This is a genomic window from Pseudomonas mandelii, assembly GCF_006438925.1.
Lineage (GTDB): Bacteria > Pseudomonadota > Gammaproteobacteria > Pseudomonadales > Pseudomonadaceae > Aquipseudomonas > Aquipseudomonas mandelii_C.
Window position 1 is genome coordinate 15,593 of record NZ_RCZA01000001.1, and the last position, 15,535, is coordinate 31,127.

General features: G+C 60.1%; 13 protein-coding genes. 2 read left to right on the forward strand and 11 right to left on the reverse strand.

The features are described from left to right. Nucleotides 1-4: 4 nt before the first annotated feature. Nucleotides 5-598 (reverse strand): aminodeoxychorismate/anthranilate synthase component II, encoded by a 594-nt coding sequence (locus tag EAH74_RS00095; protein WP_033056198.1) that lies wholly within the window; start codon nucleotides 596-598, stop codon nucleotides 5-7. A gap of 46 nt (nucleotides 599-644) precedes the next feature. Here EAH74_RS00095 and EAH74_RS32955 point away from each other — a divergent pair, with 46 nt between their 5' ends. After that, on the forward strand, nucleotides 645-1,007 hold the full coding sequence (locus EAH74_RS32955) for a hypothetical protein (RefSeq protein WP_161600318.1): 363 nt from the start codon (nucleotides 645-647) through the stop codon (nucleotides 1,005-1,007). Further along, a complete protein-coding gene (estP, locus tag EAH74_RS00100) occupies nucleotides 1,004-2,911 on the forward strand; it encodes an esterase EstP (RefSeq protein WP_140674588.1) in 1,908 nt (635 codons plus the stop codon). Before EAH74_RS32955 ends, estP begins: the two co-directional genes overlap by 4 nt. A gap of 176 nt (nucleotides 2,912-3,087) precedes the next feature. Here the strand turns inward: estP and trpE are convergent, their stop codons facing one another. From trpE to EAH74_RS00150, 10 genes are all read right to left on the reverse strand, one after another. Continuing rightward, nucleotides 3,088-4,569 carry an anthranilate synthase component I gene (trpE, locus tag EAH74_RS00105; RefSeq protein ID WP_134104582.1) on the reverse strand — a complete coding sequence of 494 codons (1,482 nt, stop codon included), beginning with the start codon at nucleotides 4,567-4,569 and terminating at the stop codon, nucleotides 3,088-3,090. Nucleotides 4,570-4,640: 71 nt separating this feature from the next. Then, nucleotides 4,641-5,459 (reverse strand): phosphoglycolate phosphatase, encoded by an 819-nt coding sequence (locus tag EAH74_RS00110; RefSeq protein WP_008147220.1) that lies wholly within the window; start codon nucleotides 5,457-5,459, stop codon nucleotides 4,641-4,643. Continuing rightward, the gene (gene rpe, locus EAH74_RS00115; protein ID WP_028621492.1) at nucleotides 5,456-6,130 is read right to left on the reverse strand and encodes a ribulose-phosphate 3-epimerase; all 675 of its coding nucleotides are present in this window, start codon (nucleotides 6,128-6,130) and stop codon (nucleotides 5,456-5,458) included. Before rpe ends, EAH74_RS00110 begins: the two co-directional genes overlap by 4 nt. A gap of 80 nt (nucleotides 6,131-6,210) precedes the next feature. After that, entirely contained in the window at nucleotides 6,211-7,359 is a 1,149-nt protein-coding gene (locus tag EAH74_RS00120; RefSeq protein WP_140674591.1) for an iron-containing alcohol dehydrogenase, read from the reverse strand. 222 nt (nucleotides 7,360-7,581) lie between these two features. Continuing rightward, a complete protein-coding gene (locus tag EAH74_RS00125) occupies nucleotides 7,582-8,406 on the reverse strand; it encodes an ABC transporter permease (RefSeq protein ID WP_140674594.1) in 825 nt (274 codons plus the stop codon). A 12-nt stretch (nucleotides 8,407-8,418) separates the two neighbouring features. Next, nucleotides 8,419-9,666: an ABC transporter permease gene (locus EAH74_RS00130; RefSeq protein WP_140674597.1), complete on the reverse strand. Its 1,248-nt coding sequence runs from the start codon at nucleotides 9,664-9,666 to the stop codon at nucleotides 8,419-8,421. A 169-nt stretch (nucleotides 9,667-9,835) separates the two neighbouring features. Further along, complete coding sequence (locus EAH74_RS00135; RefSeq protein ID WP_140674599.1) at nucleotides 9,836-10,879, reverse strand: ABC transporter substrate-binding protein; 1,044 nt, start codon at nucleotides 10,877-10,879, stop codon at nucleotides 9,836-9,838. Nucleotides 10,880-10,931: 52 nt separating this feature from the next. Next, nucleotides 10,932-12,056 carry an ABC transporter ATP-binding protein gene (locus EAH74_RS00140; RefSeq protein WP_056741314.1) on the reverse strand — a complete coding sequence of 375 codons (1,125 nt, stop codon included), beginning with the start codon at nucleotides 12,054-12,056 and terminating at the stop codon, nucleotides 10,932-10,934. Nucleotides 12,057-12,483: 427 nt separating this feature from the next. Next, entirely contained in the window at nucleotides 12,484-13,113 is a 630-nt protein-coding gene (locus EAH74_RS00145; RefSeq protein WP_003210977.1) for a response regulator, read from the reverse strand. Beyond that, nucleotides 13,114-15,513, reverse strand: a complete 2,400-nt coding sequence (locus EAH74_RS00150) for a PAS domain-containing sensor histidine kinase (RefSeq protein ID WP_140674602.1) — start codon at nucleotides 15,511-15,513, stop codon at nucleotides 13,114-13,116. Nucleotides 15,514-15,535 lie beyond the last annotated feature (22 nt).

The following is a 15,535-nucleotide window of genomic DNA, read 5'->3' on the forward strand; positions in this document are numbered from 1 at the left end:
GTCCTTAGCGCGTGCCGCCGGTTTGTTTGAGGAAATTAGCGAACAGCTCGTGACCCTGTTCGGTGAGGATCGACTCAGGGTGAAACTGGACGCCCTCGATGTTCAGTGTCTTGTGGCGCAGGCCCATGATCTCGTCGACCGAACCGTCTTCAAGCTGAGTCCAGGCGGTCAGCTCCAGGCAATCGGGCAGGGTTTCGCGTTTGACGATCAGTGAATGATAGCGGGTGACTGTCAGCGGATGGTTCAGGCCTTCAAATACGCCTTTGTCCTCGTGGAACACCGGGCTGGTTTTGCCGTGCATGACCTGACGGGCGCGCACCACATCGCCGCCAAAAGCCTGGCCGATGGACTGATGCCCCAGGCAGACGCCCAGAATCGGCAATTTACCGCCAAAATGTTTGATCACATCAATCGACACGCCTGCTTCGTTCGGCGTGCAAGGGCCGGGTGAAACGACGATCCGCTCAGGGTTGAGGGCTTCGATTTCGGCAATGGTGAGCTCATCGTTGCGCACGACTTTGACCTGGGAGCCGAGCTCACCGAGGTATTGCACAACGTTGTAAGTAAAAGAGTCGTAGTTATCGATCATCAGCAACATGGCGTTAAGAACCTCTTGAATTCACTGACTTTAATACAGCCTTCGAATGATTTACCCGCAGCGTCCTGCACTTTGTCAGTCGCTGGAGTCGCGCTGCAAAGCGGTTTGTCTTGCGGGTAAAGAAGGCAAAGCGGTAAAGATCCGGCCGGGCCGGCAGAAGGATTCAGGCGCGCCAACGCCAACGGGCGTGTGCCTTGATGACTTGATCCAGAAGTTTGCTGACGATCAACACGGGGAAGGTCTCATTTATACGTCTCGGCACAGTAACTTAGCTGGGCAGAGCGTGCAATATGGGGCGATCGAAGCTCTTGAAACAATTGACGGGTTCGCGCCGAACGGCAACAGCCTCTATAGTTTTTGGCACTGTCGTTTTGCTTACTACAACAATAACAAACGGACTTGCTCATGATCAGACAGACATTGGCTGTACCGCTTGCCGGCTGCCTGCTCGCTATAGCCTGCACCCAGGCGATCGCGGCGCCCAACCCTTATTCGAATTTCATCGTCTTCGGCGACAGCCTCAACGATGCCGGGCAGTTTACCGACTCGGGCGGCCCTCCCGGCTCGACCCTGCGCTTCACCAACCGGACCGGCCCGGTTTACCAGGACGGCAGCGGCGAAGCCTACTCCGCCAACTCGACCCAACTGCTGGGTGGAAGGCTCGGGTTTTCACCGGACCAGACGGCCGCTTCAACCTCGGCGGCGCGTGCGAACCAGGGCCTGCCGGACGGGAACAACTGGGCCGTTGGCGGTTACCGCACGGACCAGATCCTCGACTCGATCACCACCGCATCTGCCACGGGTGAACGCACGCGTTCGGGCTATCTGCCGACAAACAACTTCAGCGCCGATCCGAATGCGCTGTATTACATCTCCGGGGGCGGGAACGATTTTCTTCAGGGACGTGTACAAAGTGGCGCTCAGGCGAATGCCGCTGCGGATCGACTGGCCAACAGCGTCCAGGTTCTGCAAACCGCCGGCGCCCGGTACATTGTGGTCTGGCTGCTGCCCGACCTGGGTTTGACGCCCGCCATCAATGGCACGCCCCAGCAGACACCCACCTCACTGCTGAGCTCTGCCTTCAACCGGCAACTGGTCACCCGTCTCGCGGGGATCGATGCCGAAATCATCCCGTTGAACATTCCGCTGCTGTTGCAGGAAACCTTCGCCGATCCGGCTCGATTCGGTTTTGCTACAGGCCAGAACCTGACGGCGACTTGCTTCAGCGGTAACAGCTGCACCGAAAACCCTACGTATGGCATCAACAGTGCCACCCCGGACCCCAGCAAGCTGATTTATAACGATGGGGTTCATCCGACCGAAGCCGGGCAGAAACTGATTTCCGACTACGCCTATTCCTTACTGGCAGCACCTTGGGAGCTGACGTTGTTGCCGGAAATGGCCCACGCTACCTTGCGTGCGCACCAGGATGAACTGCGCAGCCAATGGCAATCGGACTGGGAGAACTGGCAGGCGGTCGGCCAATGGCGCGCGATTGTCGCCGGTGGCGGCCAGCATCTGGATGTCGATAGCCAAAGCAGCGGCGCCAGCGCTGATGGCAGCGGTTACAACCTGAACATCGGCGGCAGCTATCGTCTCAATGACGCCTGGCGCGTCGGTGTGGCGGCGGGTTTCTATCGTCAGAACCTGGAAGCAGGCAATAACGATTCGGACTACAAACTCAACAGCTACCTGGCCACCGCCTTCGCCCAGTTCCAGCAGAATCGCTGGTGGGCCGATGCCGCGTTGACCGGCGGCAAGCTGGATTACGACAACCTCAAACGCAAATTCGATCTGGGTGCCAGCGAAGGAGCGGAAAAAGGCGATACCGATGGCTATCTGTGGGCCTTCAGCACACGGGTTGGCTACGACATTGCGCAACCGGGCAGCGAGTGGCACTTGTCGCCCTTCATCAGCGCCGATTACGCAAAAGTGGAAGTCGACGGCTATTCGGAAAACAGCACTCGTTCCACGGCGCTGACCTTTGATGATCAGACTCGCGATTCAAAACGTCTGGGCGCCGGTCTGCAGGGTAAGTATCAGATCACCCCGCAGACTCAAGTGTTCGGCGAATACGCGTATGAGCGTGAATACGAGGATGACACTCAGAAAGTAAACATCGCGCTCAACAGCCTGCCATCCCTGGACTTCAAACTGGACGGCTATACACCGCAAAGCCACTTGAATCGCGTGAGCCTGGGGGTCAGCCACAAGTTGACGGCCGATCTGGCGCTGCGCGGTGGGTATACGCTCCGCAAGGATGATGACTTTACCCAGCAAGGGCTTACCGTTGGGGTTGCGTTGGACTTCTGATCCGGCAAACAGCAGGCACAAAAAACGCGGCTCCCTCACAGGTGCCGCGTTTTTTTATGCTGGTGAAGTCGTTGTGGGAGCGAGCCTCCTCGCGAAAGCGGTGGGTCAGACAACATCAATGTTGGCTGTGCTGGCCTCTTCGCGAGCAGGCTCGCTCCCACAGATTTTGCGTGAACTCAGCTTTCCGGGGTTTGTTCAGCCAGGGCCACTGCACGGAACATCGCGCGGCGCTTGTTCAGGGTTTCTTCCCATTCCAGCGCCGGCACCGAGTCGGCAACGATGCCGCCCCCGGCCTGCACGTGCAGTTCGCCGTTCTTGATCACCGCGGTGCGGATCGCGATTGCGGTGTCCATGTTGCCGTTCCAGGCGAAGTAGCCGACCGCGCCGCCGTAGACTCCACGCTTGACCGGTTCCAGTTCGTCGATGATTTCCATCGCGCGAATCTTCGGTGCGCCAGACAAGGTGCCCGCCGGCAGAATCGCCCGCAATGCGTCCATCGCCGTCAACCCGGCCTTCAATTGACCGGTGACGTTGGACACGATGTGCATCACATTGGAATAACGCTCGATCACCATCTTTTCAGTGAGTTTCACCGAACCGATTTCCGAGACCCTACCGGTGTCGTTACGGCCCAGGTCGATCAGCATCAAGTGCTCGGCAATTTCCTTGTCGTCGGACAGCAGGTCTTTTTCCAGCGCCAGGTCGGCCTCTTCGTTGGCGCCCCGAGGACGGGTGCCGGCGATCGGGCGCACGGTGATCAGGTTGTCTTCGACCCGCACCAGCACTTCCGGCGAACTGCCGACGACGTGGAAGTCGCCGAAGTTGAAGAAGTACATATAAGGCGTCGGGTTGAAGCAACGCAGCGCCCGGTACAGATCGATCGGCGCAGCCTTGAAGTCGATCGACATGCGCTGGGACGGCACGACCTGCATGCAGTCACCGGCCAGGATGTATTCCTTGATGGTGTCGACGGCTTTTTCGTAATCGTCCTGGGTGAAGCTCGAACGAAACACCGGATCAGCAGACTGTTGCTTGCTGAAATCCAGGCCACGGCGCGGGGTGATGGGCTGACGGAGTTTTTCCAGCAGCTCTTCCAGACGCGCCTGACCTTGTTCGAAAGCATCGTCTTGCGAGGGATCGGCCAGAACAATCGCGTGCATCTTGCCGGCGAGGTTGTCGAACACCACTACCGCGTCGGAAACCATCAGCAGAATGTCCGGTACGCCCAACGGATCCGGGTTCGGGCACTTGCCCAGACGCTTCTCCACATAGCGCACGCAGTCGTAACCGAAGTAACCCACCAGACCGCCATTGAAGCGCGGCAGGCCAGGGATGGTCGGCACGTTGTAGCGGGCTTTGAATGCTTCGACGAACGCCAGCGGATCTTCAGCCTCATGGCTTTCGATCTCGATGCCGTCGTGGGTCACGCTGACGTGATGGTCGTGAACCCGCAGCACGGTGCGGCACGGCAAGCCGATGATCGAGTAACGCCCCCACTTCTCCCCGCCCTGCACCGACTCCAGCAGATAGGAGTTGGGCTCGTCGGCCAGTTTCAGGTAGATCGACAGCGGCGTGTCGAAGTCGGCCAGGGTTTCGCAGGCAAGCGGGATGCGGTTGTAGCCGGCAGCGGCCAAACGCAGGAATTCTTCGCGGATCATGGGGTAGCCTCGTGGCTTGAGGGTCTAACAGTCAGGTATGCAAACGCGCCGGCAGGCCGGCCAGGAACAAGTCAGGCGCGCCAACGCCAGCGGGCCAGGGCCTTGATGACTTTCATCCAGAGTTTGCGAGTGACCACCACGATGGCGTTTCCAGAAGGGGGTTGAACAGCGTCGGGCAACGTTATCTCAGCGGCCGGATCCAGGCAACCGCGAATTAACTTGCGCAGATCGTCGATCACCAGCGCCGGCGACTCTTCGGCAATCGGCCGGCCGTGGTTATAGCCGTAACTGAGCGCCACACATTTGACCCCCGCCGCTTTCGCCGCCAGCACATCGCTGCGCGAATCGCCGACGAACAAGGATTGCGACGCCGGGATGTTGGTCATTTTCATCACGAAAAACAGCGCTGCCGGGTCCGGCTTTTTCTGTGGCAGGGTGTCGCCGCCGATGATCAAGCGGAAATAACGGCCGATTTTCATCTGATCCAGCAGCGGCGCGACGAAACGCTCCGGTTTGTTGGTGATCAGCGCCATCTCGACTCCCTGCTTGTGCAGCCATTTCAGGGTATCGCGCACGCCGGGGTAGACCACCGTCAGCTCGTGACCGTCCTCATAAAAGCCGTTGAACAGCTCCAGGGCATGCTCGGCTTCGACCTCATCGACACCCTCGGCGTCGATGTGGTTGGCCAAGGCCCGGCGTACCAGCGTGTGCACGCCGTTGCCCACCCACTCACGCACCGATTCGATGCCGGCAGGTTTTCGCCCGAGTTTGAGCAGCATGTTATCCACAGCCGCTGCGAGGTCGGGGACCGAATCGACCAGCGTGCCATCCAGATCGAACATCACCAGCCGCGGCAGAGACCCCGGGAACAACTGCTCAAAGCCACTCATGGGCGGGTCAGCGCCAGTTCGGAACGCATCTTTTCAATCACCTCTTGGTAGTTCGGTGCATTGAAGATCGCCGAGCCCGCGACGAAGGTGTCAGCGCCAGCAGCGGCGATTTCACGAATGTTGTTCACGTTCACGCCGCCGTCGATTTCCAGGCGGATGTCACGCCCGGAAGCATCGATCAGCGCCCGCGCTTCACGCAACTTGTCGAGGGTGCCGGGGATGAACTTCTGCCCGCCGAAGCCTGGGTTGACGCTCATCAGCAGGATCATGTCGACCTTGTCCATCACGTACTTGAGCACGTCCAGCGGGGTCGCCGGGTTGAACACCAGGCCCGACTTGCAGCCACCTTCGCGGATCAGTTGCAGGGAGCGGTCGACGTGCTGCGTGGCTTCCGGGTGAAAAGTGATGTAGGTCGCGCCGGCTTCGATGAAGTCACCGACGATGCGGTCCACCGGGCTGACCATCAGGTGCGCGTCGATCGGCGCAGTCACGCCGTACTTGCGCAGCGCCGCACATACCATCGGGCCGATGGTCAGGTTCGGCACGTAGTGGTTGTCCATGACATCGAAGTGCACGAAGTCGGCGCCAGCGGCCAGGACGTTGTCCACTTCTTCACCCAGGCGGGCGAAGTCGGCGGAGAGAATCGACGGAGCAATTACGAAGGGCTGCATGACGCACCTTTTTTGAGCAGAATCACGATGGCGCGCATTGTATACCTCATGCTTTGACCCGCGCACCGTGACTGCGATGATCAGTAAGCCGCTCGGTAAATCTTCTCTATGTCGACGGCACTCAATTTGCGCGGATTATTGCGCATCAGGCGCTCAATTCCCGCCGCTTCCACGGCCATGGCCGGGATGGCGTCTTCGGGAACGCCGAAACTGCGCAGGCCCGGTGGGATTTCCACCGCAGCGCATAACTCGGTCATCGCCTCTACGGCCTTGTCAGCCGCGTCGTTGGCGCTCAGATGAGCGGTCTTCACCCCCATGGCCTCGGCGATATCTTGCATGCGCTCCACGCAGGCCATTTTGTTCCAGGTCATGACATACGGCAGCAGCAAGGCGTTGCTGACGCCATGGGCAATGTTGTAACGGCCGCCCAGCGGATACGCCAGAGCGTGCACCGCGCCGACCCCGGCATTACCAAACGCCATACCGGCCATCAGGCTGGCGGTGGCCATGTCTTCGCGGGCCTGGAGACTGGACGGATTGGCGTAAGCCTTCGGCAGCGCCTTGGCAATGAGCTTGATGGCGCCGATGGCCAGCGCGTCGGTAATCGGTGAGGCGTTGAGCGACAGATAGGATTCGATGGCGTGCACCAGTGCATCGACGCCACTGGCGGCAGTGACACTGCGCGGACAGGTCAGGGTCATTTGTGGACTGACGAGCGCCACGTCCGGCAATAGATAGTCGCTGACGATGCCTTTCTTCAGCTGCGCGACCTTGTCGGAGAGGATCGCCACGTTGGTGACTTCCGAGCCGGTGCCGGCGGTGGTCGGAATGGCGATCAGCGGCGGGCCTTTGCGCGGCACCTGATCGATGCCGAACAGATCCTGCAGCGCGCCGTGATAGCCGGCGTAGGCCGCGACACTTTTAGCGATGTCGATGGCACTGCCGCCGCCCAGGCCGATCAGTCCGTCATGCCCGCCCTCGCGGTAGACCCGCATGCAGTCTTCGACGATGGCGATTTCCGGGTCTGGCAATACACGGTCGAAAATTTCGTAGGTTCGGTCGCCCAGCTGCACCAGCGCCAGCTCGACCGTGCCGGACTTGACCAGTGCGGCATCGGTGACGATCAGCGGGTTGTCGATGTCCAGGCGTGTCAGTTCAGCCGCCAGTTGCTCGATGGCACCTGCGCCGGTGATTAGTTTGTGAGCGATTTTGAAAGAGGAAAGACTCATGTGCGCAGCCTCTTATAGATAGGGGAGCTGGGCACAAGAGTAGCTGGGGATTGGGGTTTGTCTGCTATTCAGGTCATGAATGACCCGCAACCCCGAAAACCACACAAAACTCTGTAGGAGCTGTCGAGTGAAACGAGGCTGCGATCTTTTGATTTTGCTTTTTAGAAACAAGATCAAAAGATCGCAGCCTCGTTTCACTCGACAGCTCCTACAGAGACCGTGTCAGACCTGGGCGGTACGCAGTTTTTCGCTACGGCCGCGCAGCCATTCCAGGGTCAGCAGCAGGATCACCGAGAAGGCAATCAGCAACGTCGCCGCGGCGGCGATGGTCGGGCTGAGGTTTTCGCGGATGCCGCTGAACATCTGCCGTGGCAGGGTCGCTTGTTCAGGGCCGGCGAGGAACAGTGTCACCACCACTTCATCGAACGAAGTCGCGAAGGCAAACAGCGCACCGGAAATCACGCCAGGCGCAATCAGCGGCAACGTCACCCGACGAAACGCCGTCAGCGGCGAAGCACCCAGGCTCGCAGCGGCGCGCACCAGATTTTGATTGAACCCCTGCAAGGTCGCCGACACGGTAATGATCACAAATGGCACGCCCAACACCGCATGCACCACGATCAACGAGATATAGCTGTTGCCAAACCCCAATGGGGCAAAGGTCAGGTAACTGGCCACACCGATGATCACCACCGGTACCACCATCGGCGAAATCACCAGCGCCATCACCAGCGGCTTGCCGGGGAAGTCACCCCGCGTCAGGCCGATGGCCGCCAGCGTACCGAAGATCATCGCCAACACAGTCGCCGCCGGAGCAACGATGACGCTGTTCTTCAGCGAACGCATCCACTCGGCCGAAGCGAAGAAGTCCTGGTACCAGTGCAGCGAAAAGCCTTGCAGCGGGTACACCAGAAAACTCCCGGAGTTGAACGACAGCGGGATGATCACCAGCACCGGCAGGATCAGGAACAACAGGACCAGCCCGCAGAGAATGCGCAAGCTGTAGAACCACACCCGCTCAATGGGCGACATATAAGGACTCAGCATTTCGTTCTCCCCTTAGCTCAGGCGCAGGCGACTGGCGCCCACCAGCCAGCTGTAAATCAGATAAAGCACCACAGTCGCCAACAGCAGCAGCCCACCGAGTGCGGTCGCCATGCCCCAGTTGATGCTGGTGTTGGTGTAGAAGGCGACGAAGTAACTGACCATCTGATCATTCGGGCTGCCCAGCAAGGCCGGAGTGATGTAGTAGCCGATGGCGAGGATGAACACCAACAGGCAACCGGCGCCGACACCGGCATAGGTCTGCGGGAAGTACACCCGCCAAAAGCTGGCGAACGGGTGGCAGCCGAGGGAAATCGCGGCGCGCATGTAGGTCGGCGCAATGCCTTTCATCACGCTGTAGATTGGCAGAATCATGAACGGCAGCAGGATGTGCACCATGGAGATGTAAACCCCGGTGCGGTTGAACACCAGCTCCAGCGGTTTATCGATGATGCCCATCGCCATCAGGCCGCTGTTGATCAAGCCACCCGATTGCAGCAACACGATCCACGCGGCGACCCGCACCAGGATCGAGGTCCAGAACGGCAGCAGTACCAGAATCATCAGCAGGTTGCTTTGCCGTGACGGCAGGTTCGCCAGCAGGTAGGCCAACGGATACGCCAGCAGCAGGCAGATCACGGTGATGATCAGCCCCATCCAGAACGTCCGGGCGAAGATGTCGAGGTAGATTGCCTGATCGGGCGTGGCCGGGGCGATTTCGCCGAGGTCGTCGATACGGTGATCGACTGCCGCCAGCAAGTAATAAGGTGTGATGCTGCTGGTGTTGCGGCGCACGGCTTGCCAGTAGGCCGGGTCGCCCCAGCGCTCGTCGAGACCTTCCAGCGCTTCTTTATAAGAGGCCGGTTCGGTGGCAAACGGTAAGGCGCGTGCGGTTTTGGTCAGCAGGCTGCGGTAGCCGGCCAACTCCATGTTCAAGCGCTTGGACAAATCGCCCAGGGTCTGATGCTTGCGGGCTTCAGCGAGGTCTTCGCTGGCCGCCTTGTAAACCGGTTCTGCGGGCAGGCCTCGGCCATCCCAACTGGCGATAGCCGTCACGGTGCGCGGCATGCCGCCGACCACTTCCGGGTTACCGACACTTTTGTAGAGCAGCGCCACGATGGGCACCAGGAACACCAGCAACAGAAACAGCACCAACGGCGCGATCAAGGCTTGTGCTTTCCAGCGGTTGATCCGCTCGGCGTGCTTGAGCCGCTGCTTCAAGGTGGGGTCGGTGCCCGCGTTCAGGGGAATGGCGGTGGCCATGGCGTACTCCGGAAATCTTTGGATGGGCGGCATCACATAGCGTGATGCCGCATTGCATCAACTCTTGAAGCAAACACCAGCCCTGTAGGAGCTGGCGCAGCCTGCGATCTTTTGGCGGCTTTGAGACCGCTGAAGATCAAGATCAAAAGATCGCAGCCTTCGGCAGCTCCTACTTGGCAGCCCAGGAATTGAAGCGCTGTTCCAGTTGCTCACCGTTGTCAGCCCAGAAGCTGACGTCGATCTGCACCTGGTTGGCGATGTTTTCCGGGGTGGTCGGCATGTCTTTGAGGACATCCTTGGCCAGCAACGGTACGGCTTGAATGTTGGCCGGGCCGTAGGCGATGTTTTCCGAGTAGGTCTTCTGCTGCTGCGGCTGCACCGAGAACGCGATGAATTTCTTCGCCGCTTCAGCGCGTGCTTTATCCAGACCTTTCGGGATGGCCCATGCGTCGAAGTCGTAGATGCCGCCGTTCCACACGACTTTCAGGTTGCTTTCTTTCTGCACGGCAGCGATCCGGCCGTTGTAGGCCGAGCTCATGACCACGTCACCGGAAGCGAGGTACTGCGGCGGTTGAGCACCGGCTTCCCACCACTGGATGCTTGGTTTGAGCTCATCAAGCTTCTTGAACGCGCGGTCCTGACCATCCTTGCCGGCCAGTACTTTGTAGACGTCTTTCGGCGCAACGCCGTCGGCCATCAGAGCGAATTCCAGGGTGTACTTGGCGCCTTTACGCAGGCCACGTTTGCCCGGGAATTTCTTGGTGTCCCAGAAATCAACCCAACTGGTCGGTGCGGATTTCAGCTTGTCGGCGTTGTAGGCCAGCACGGTCGACCACACGAAGAAGCCCACGCCGCATGGCTGGATGGCGCCTTTGACGTAGTCTTCGGACTTGCCGAACAACTTCGGATCAAGCTGCTCGAACATGTCTTCGTCGCAACCACGGGACAGTTCTGGCGATTCAACTTCTACCAGGTCCCAGGACACGCTCTTGGTGTCGACCATGGCTTTGACCTTGGCCATTTCGCCGTTGTACTCGCCTGCCACGATCTTGCCGTTGCCTGCCGCTTCCCACGGTGCGTAGAAGGCTTTGACCTGCGCTGCCTTGTTCGCCCCGCCAAAGGACACCACGGTCAGGTCCGGGCCCGCCGCCATTGCGTGTGCCGCACCGATCATGCCCATGACCAAAGCGGTGAATTTCAGGGATCTCAACATTTATTGTTCTCTCCACGTGCAGGGTTGGTGTTGTTGAAGCAGGGGGGGGCGATCAATGCGCCTCTAGAAGTGGGTCGAGCGCGCGAACGTGTTCGACCTGCCAGCCAAGCGGTACTACGTCGCCGACGGCCAGCGCGGGATCGAGCTCGGCAATCGGTTGTTTCACAAAAAAATCGGTCTTGCCGCAGACTTCCAGGCGAACCCGGACGTGGTCGCCCAGATAGATGAATTCCTCCACCCTCCCTGAGAAGCGGTTGACGCATTGATCGCTTGCGCCGTTGAGGCTAATGCGCTCGGGGCGAATCGACAGCGTGACCGGTTCGCCGGTCTTGCCGACGTTGACCGCCAGGGCTTCAACCTTTTCACCGCGTCCCAACTCAACCACGCAGCGGTCGCCGGTGTGGCTGTGCAAGCGGCCGTTGAGGCGGTTGTTCTCGCCGATGAAGTTGGCGACGAAGGTATTTTTCGGCTCTTCGTAGAGGGTGCGCGGCGGCGCGATCTGCTGAATCTCGCCCTGGTGGAACACGGCAACGCGGTCGGACATGGTCAGGGCTTCGCCCTGGTCGTGGGTCACGTAGACCACGGTCACGCCGAGGCGCTGGTGCAGGTGCTTGATCTCCATCTGCATGTGTTCGCGCAGTTGTTTGTCCAGTGCGCCGAGGGGTTCGTCCATCAACACCAGTTGCGGTTCGAACACCAACGCGCGGGCCAGGGCCACACGCTGCTGCTGACCGCCGGACAGCTGTGCCGGATAACGCTGGGCGAAGGTGTCGAGCTGAACCATGCTCAGGACTTTTTTGACCTTGTCGCTGACATCGCTCTTGTTCAAGCCGCGCACGGTCAACGGGAACGCCAGGTTCTCGGCCACCGTCATGTGCGGAAACAATGCGTAGTTCTGGAACACCATGCCGATGTCGCGCTTGTGCGGCGGCACGTTGTTGATGGAACGCCCGGCCAGCTGGATTTCGCCTGCGGTCGGTGTTTCGAAACCGGCGAGCATCATCAGGCTGGTGGTCTTGCCGGAGCCGGACGGCCCGAGCAAGGTGAGGAATTCGCCTTTGCGAATCTCCAGGTTGAGGTCTTTGACGATCAGGTTCTCGCCGTCGTAGCTTTTTTGTACTCCACGAAAGCTGACCAGAATATCGCTGGCCCCTGCGCTTGAATCGACCTGGCTCATACCCACACCTTTGTTGTGATGACTGCTGTGGACTAAGCCTAGTGGACGCTGCTGACCACGCAAATCGGGGCGCAGGAGAGAATGGCCTCAGCCGCATGGAAGGTTGGGGGTAGGGATTGCCCTACAAGGATGGCGCGTTTCGGCAAGCGCAGTGGCAAGCTGCGAGCGGCAAGCCACAAGACAGGGCAAATGTGGCTTTCAAGGCGTGTCGCAAATGGATATGCCCGTGCAAAGGCCTGTAGGAACTCTGCGGGAGCTGTGTAGGAGCTGTGTAGGAGCTGTGTAGGAGCTGTGTAGGAGCTGTGTAGGAGCTGTCGAGTGAAACGAGGCTGCGATCCTTTGATCTTGATCCTGATCTTAAAAAAACAAGATCAAAGGATCGCAGCCTCGTTTCACTCGACAGCTCCTACAGGGATTACGGTGTGCTTTAGAGGAGTTTGTGCTCCATGGCGTACTTCACCAGTTCCGCCAGGGAGGTGATGTTGAGTTTCTGCATCAGCCGCGCCTTGTGGGTGCTGATGGTTTTGCTGCTCAAGGCTAGTTGCTGGGCGATGTCGTTGACGTTGGCGCCCTGGGCCAGGCGTTCGAACACCGAGAATTCGCGCTCGGACAGCAACGAGTGCAACGGCCGCGAATCGGTCAGGCCGACTTCGAAGACCATGCGGTCGGCCAGGTCCGGGTCGATGTACCGCCCGCCCGCCGCGACCTTGCGGATCGCCGTCAGCAGCAGCGCCGGATCACTGTCCTTGGTCGCGTAGCCGGCCGCGCCGACCTTCAACGCACGGGCGGCCATTTGCGCTTCGTCATGCATCGACAACACCAGAATCGCCGGAGGATTGTTCAGCGCGCGAATCCGCGGAATCGCCTCCAGCCCGTTAACCCCAGGCATGGAGATGTCCAGCAAGACCACTTCGCAGGGAACATGACGCAAGGTCTCGAGCAACTGCTCGCCATTGCTCGCCTCCCCTACCACCAGCAAATCCTTGGCCAGGCCGATCAATTGCTTAATGCCTTCGCGGACGATGGTGTGGTCTTCGGCTACCAGTACACGGATCACTTACTTCTCCTCATCCAACGGCACTCGCACGCTCAGGGTCGTGCCTTCACCCGGTTCACTCTCAAGCGACAATTGCCCGCCCATGATCAACACTCGCTCGCGCATGCCGACAACCCCAAAGGATGTCGACTTACCGGTGGCGGGGACAAATCCTACGCCATCATCGCTGACGGTCAGACACAACTCGTCGCCTTCCAGCGCCAATGTCAGTTCGACAGTATGCGCCTGGGCATGGCGCATGACATTGGTCAGCGCTTCCTGAAGGATCCGGAACAGGCCAATCGCCTTGGCGTCACTGAGCACCGGCAGGTTCTCCGGCACCTGCACCAGACACGGAATCTGCGTGCGCGCCTCGAATCGGCGAGCCTGCCACTCGATGGCCGAGGCGATCCCGGCGTCGAGAATCGGCGGCCGCAGCGCCGTGGCCACGTCGCGTACCAGTTGGAACAGCTGAGCGATCAAGCGCTTCATGCTGTTCAAGCGTTCGTTCAGACCGGGGTCGAGCTGGGCGTAGGCCAGTTCACACATCGACGTTTCCAGCTTCAGAACGGTCAACATCTGACCCAGTTCGTCGTGTACTTCCCGGGCGATGCGGGCCTTTTCCTCTTCCCGCACGCTCTCCAGGTGCGCGGACAACTCACGCAACTGCTCGCGAGAACTGGCCAGTTCCAGTTCGATGCGCTTGCTCTCGCTGATGTCCCAGACGATCCCGTCCCAGACATAGGCGCCGTCTTCGAGTCGGCGGGTGATGGCCTTGATCTCGGCCCAGCGTTGTTCGCCCGAACGGGTGAGAATCCGTCCCTGCCACGACCAGTCACTGTCGGTATCCAGCGCATGGTCCTGGGTTTGGTGATAACTGGCCTTGTCGTCCGGGTGCACGAGGCTGCGCAGGCCTTTGTCGCGATGGGCCAGGGTGGCCGGTGAGTAACCCACCAGGCTCTCGCTACCTTCACTGATGTAGGCAAAGTCGATCTGCCCCGTCACCGGTGCCCGCTCCAGACGAAAGACCAGTCCTGGTACGTTGGCGGCGATCCCTTGCAGACGTGCCTCGCTTTCCTGCAACGCAGCCAATGCACGACGGCGCTCGGTGACGTCATTGAGGTAGACCACCAGGTATTCGCTGTCGCGAAATCGCAAAAAGCTCAGCGAAACATCCACCGGCAAATTGCTGCCATCCGCCCGTACGCAGTTGGTTTCGAAACTTTGCGGACCGTCCTCGCTGGCCCGGGCGCGTTTCCACAGGTTCAGCCAGCGATCCATGTGCAAGCCGGGCTCGAAGTCGATCAGCGGCCGATCAATGATCCCGCCCGCCGGATAACCCAGCATGGTTTCGGCCGCGCGATTGGCGTAGCGCACATGGCTGTCCCAGTTGACCCAAAGGATGCCGACGGTGCTCTGGTCGATGGAAAACTGAGTGAGGCGCAAGGCTTCTTCGCTGGCGGCACGCAGGGCAATGTCTTCGCGCGCTGCCCGCAAACGATGCTCAAGACTGTGCTGCTGCCGACGCTGCCAGAACACGATTGCCATGCTGCTGAGCATCAGCACCGCCAACAACAGACAGAGGTTTTGCCAGAAACCCGGGGACTCGGTCAGGCGCGGGTATTTGGGTTGCAGCCATTGGTTGTGCAGCTGCTCCAGGTCCTTGGCCGGGATCGCCCGCAGCGCGCTTTCGACGATGCCGGCCAGTTCCGGCCAATCCCGGCGCGTGGCCACCCGCAACAGTTGCGGCAAGCCGATATCACCGACCACCACCAGCCCGGCGAACTCCGGTTCGGCGGACAAACGCCCCAGCTGCGCTTCGTCGACCACGGCGTAACTGGCCTGCTGACTCAATAACAGTTGCAGTGCCTGGCGTTCGATCGGGACGCCTTGAAGGTTCAGGTGCGGGTAATTGCTGCGCAGGTAATCGGCGGTGGCGCCGGGCATGCGCACGGCGACGCGGGTCTGGCTGTCGAGTTTTTCCAGCTCTACCACGCCGGTGCTTTTCTGGTCGCTGACCACCAGTTGCGGCACCCGCATATACGGGTCGGAAAACTGCCAGAGCCGCAGGCCACCGGGGGTTTGGGTCAGCCCCGGAGCGATGTCGATTTCACCCTCGCGCGCGGCGGCTTCCAGTTGCTCCAGATCGGGAAAGTTGCGCCAGCTCAGCTCGACGTTGAGCGCCTTGGCCAGCCACTTCATCAGCTCGACATTGACCCCGGACAAACGCTGCAAGCGGCGATCGTATTGGGCGTAGGGCACTTGCAACACCAGCCCCACGCGCAATTCGCCATGTTGCGCCAGCCATTGCTGCTGGCCCGCGGACAATTGCGCGACGTGCACCGGTGGCGCGGGAGCCGCCCAGCCCATCAAGGGAAACCACAAACAGCCGATAACCCACAGGCAGCGAAAACGCATCATCGAAGTCTCACACACTGACAAA

What these genes read in the sequence shown, in the direction of transcription:
- EAH74_RS00095 (WP_033056198.1), bottom strand. Translation starts at nt 598, where the DNA reads ATGTTGCTGATGATCGATAACTACGACTCTTTTACTTACAACGTTGTG.
- rpe (WP_028621492.1), bottom strand. Translation starts at nt 6,130, where the DNA reads ATGCAGCCCTTCGTAATTGCTCCGTCGATTCTCTCCGCCGACTTCGCC.
- EAH74_RS00120 (WP_140674591.1), bottom strand. Translation starts at nt 7,359, where the DNA reads ATGAGTCTTTCCTCTTTCAAAATCGCTCACAAACTAATCACCGGCGCA.
- trpE (WP_134104582.1), bottom strand. Translation starts at nt 4,569, where the DNA reads ATGATCCGCGAAGAATTCCTGCGTTTGGCCGCTGCCGGCTACAACCGC.
- estP (WP_140674588.1), top strand. Translation starts at nt 1,004, where the DNA reads ATGATCAGACAGACATTGGCTGTACCGCTTGCCGGCTGCCTGCTCGCT.
- EAH74_RS00110 (WP_008147220.1), bottom strand. Translation starts at nt 5,459, where the DNA reads ATGAGTGGCTTTGAGCAGTTGTTCCCGGGGTCTCTGCCGCGGCTGGTG.
- EAH74_RS00140 (WP_056741314.1), bottom strand. Translation starts at nt 12,056, where the DNA reads ATGAGCCAGGTCGATTCAAGCGCAGGGGCCAGCGATATTCTGGTCAGC.
- EAH74_RS00130 (WP_140674597.1), bottom strand. Translation starts at nt 9,666, where the DNA reads ATGGCCACCGCCATTCCCCTGAACGCGGGCACCGACCCCACCTTGAAG.
- EAH74_RS32955 (WP_161600318.1), top strand. Translation starts at nt 645, where the DNA reads ATGATTTACCCGCAGCGTCCTGCACTTTGTCAGTCGCTGGAGTCGCGC.
- EAH74_RS00125 (WP_140674594.1), bottom strand. Translation starts at nt 8,406, where the DNA reads ATGCTGAGTCCTTATATGTCGCCCATTGAGCGGGTGTGGTTCTACAGC.
- EAH74_RS00150 (WP_140674602.1), bottom strand. Translation starts at nt 15,513, where the DNA reads ATGATGCGTTTTCGCTGCCTGTGGGTTATCGGCTGTTTGTGGTTTCCC.
- EAH74_RS00135 (WP_140674599.1), bottom strand. Translation starts at nt 10,879, where the DNA reads ATGTTGAGATCCCTGAAATTCACCGCTTTGGTCATGGGCATGATCGGT.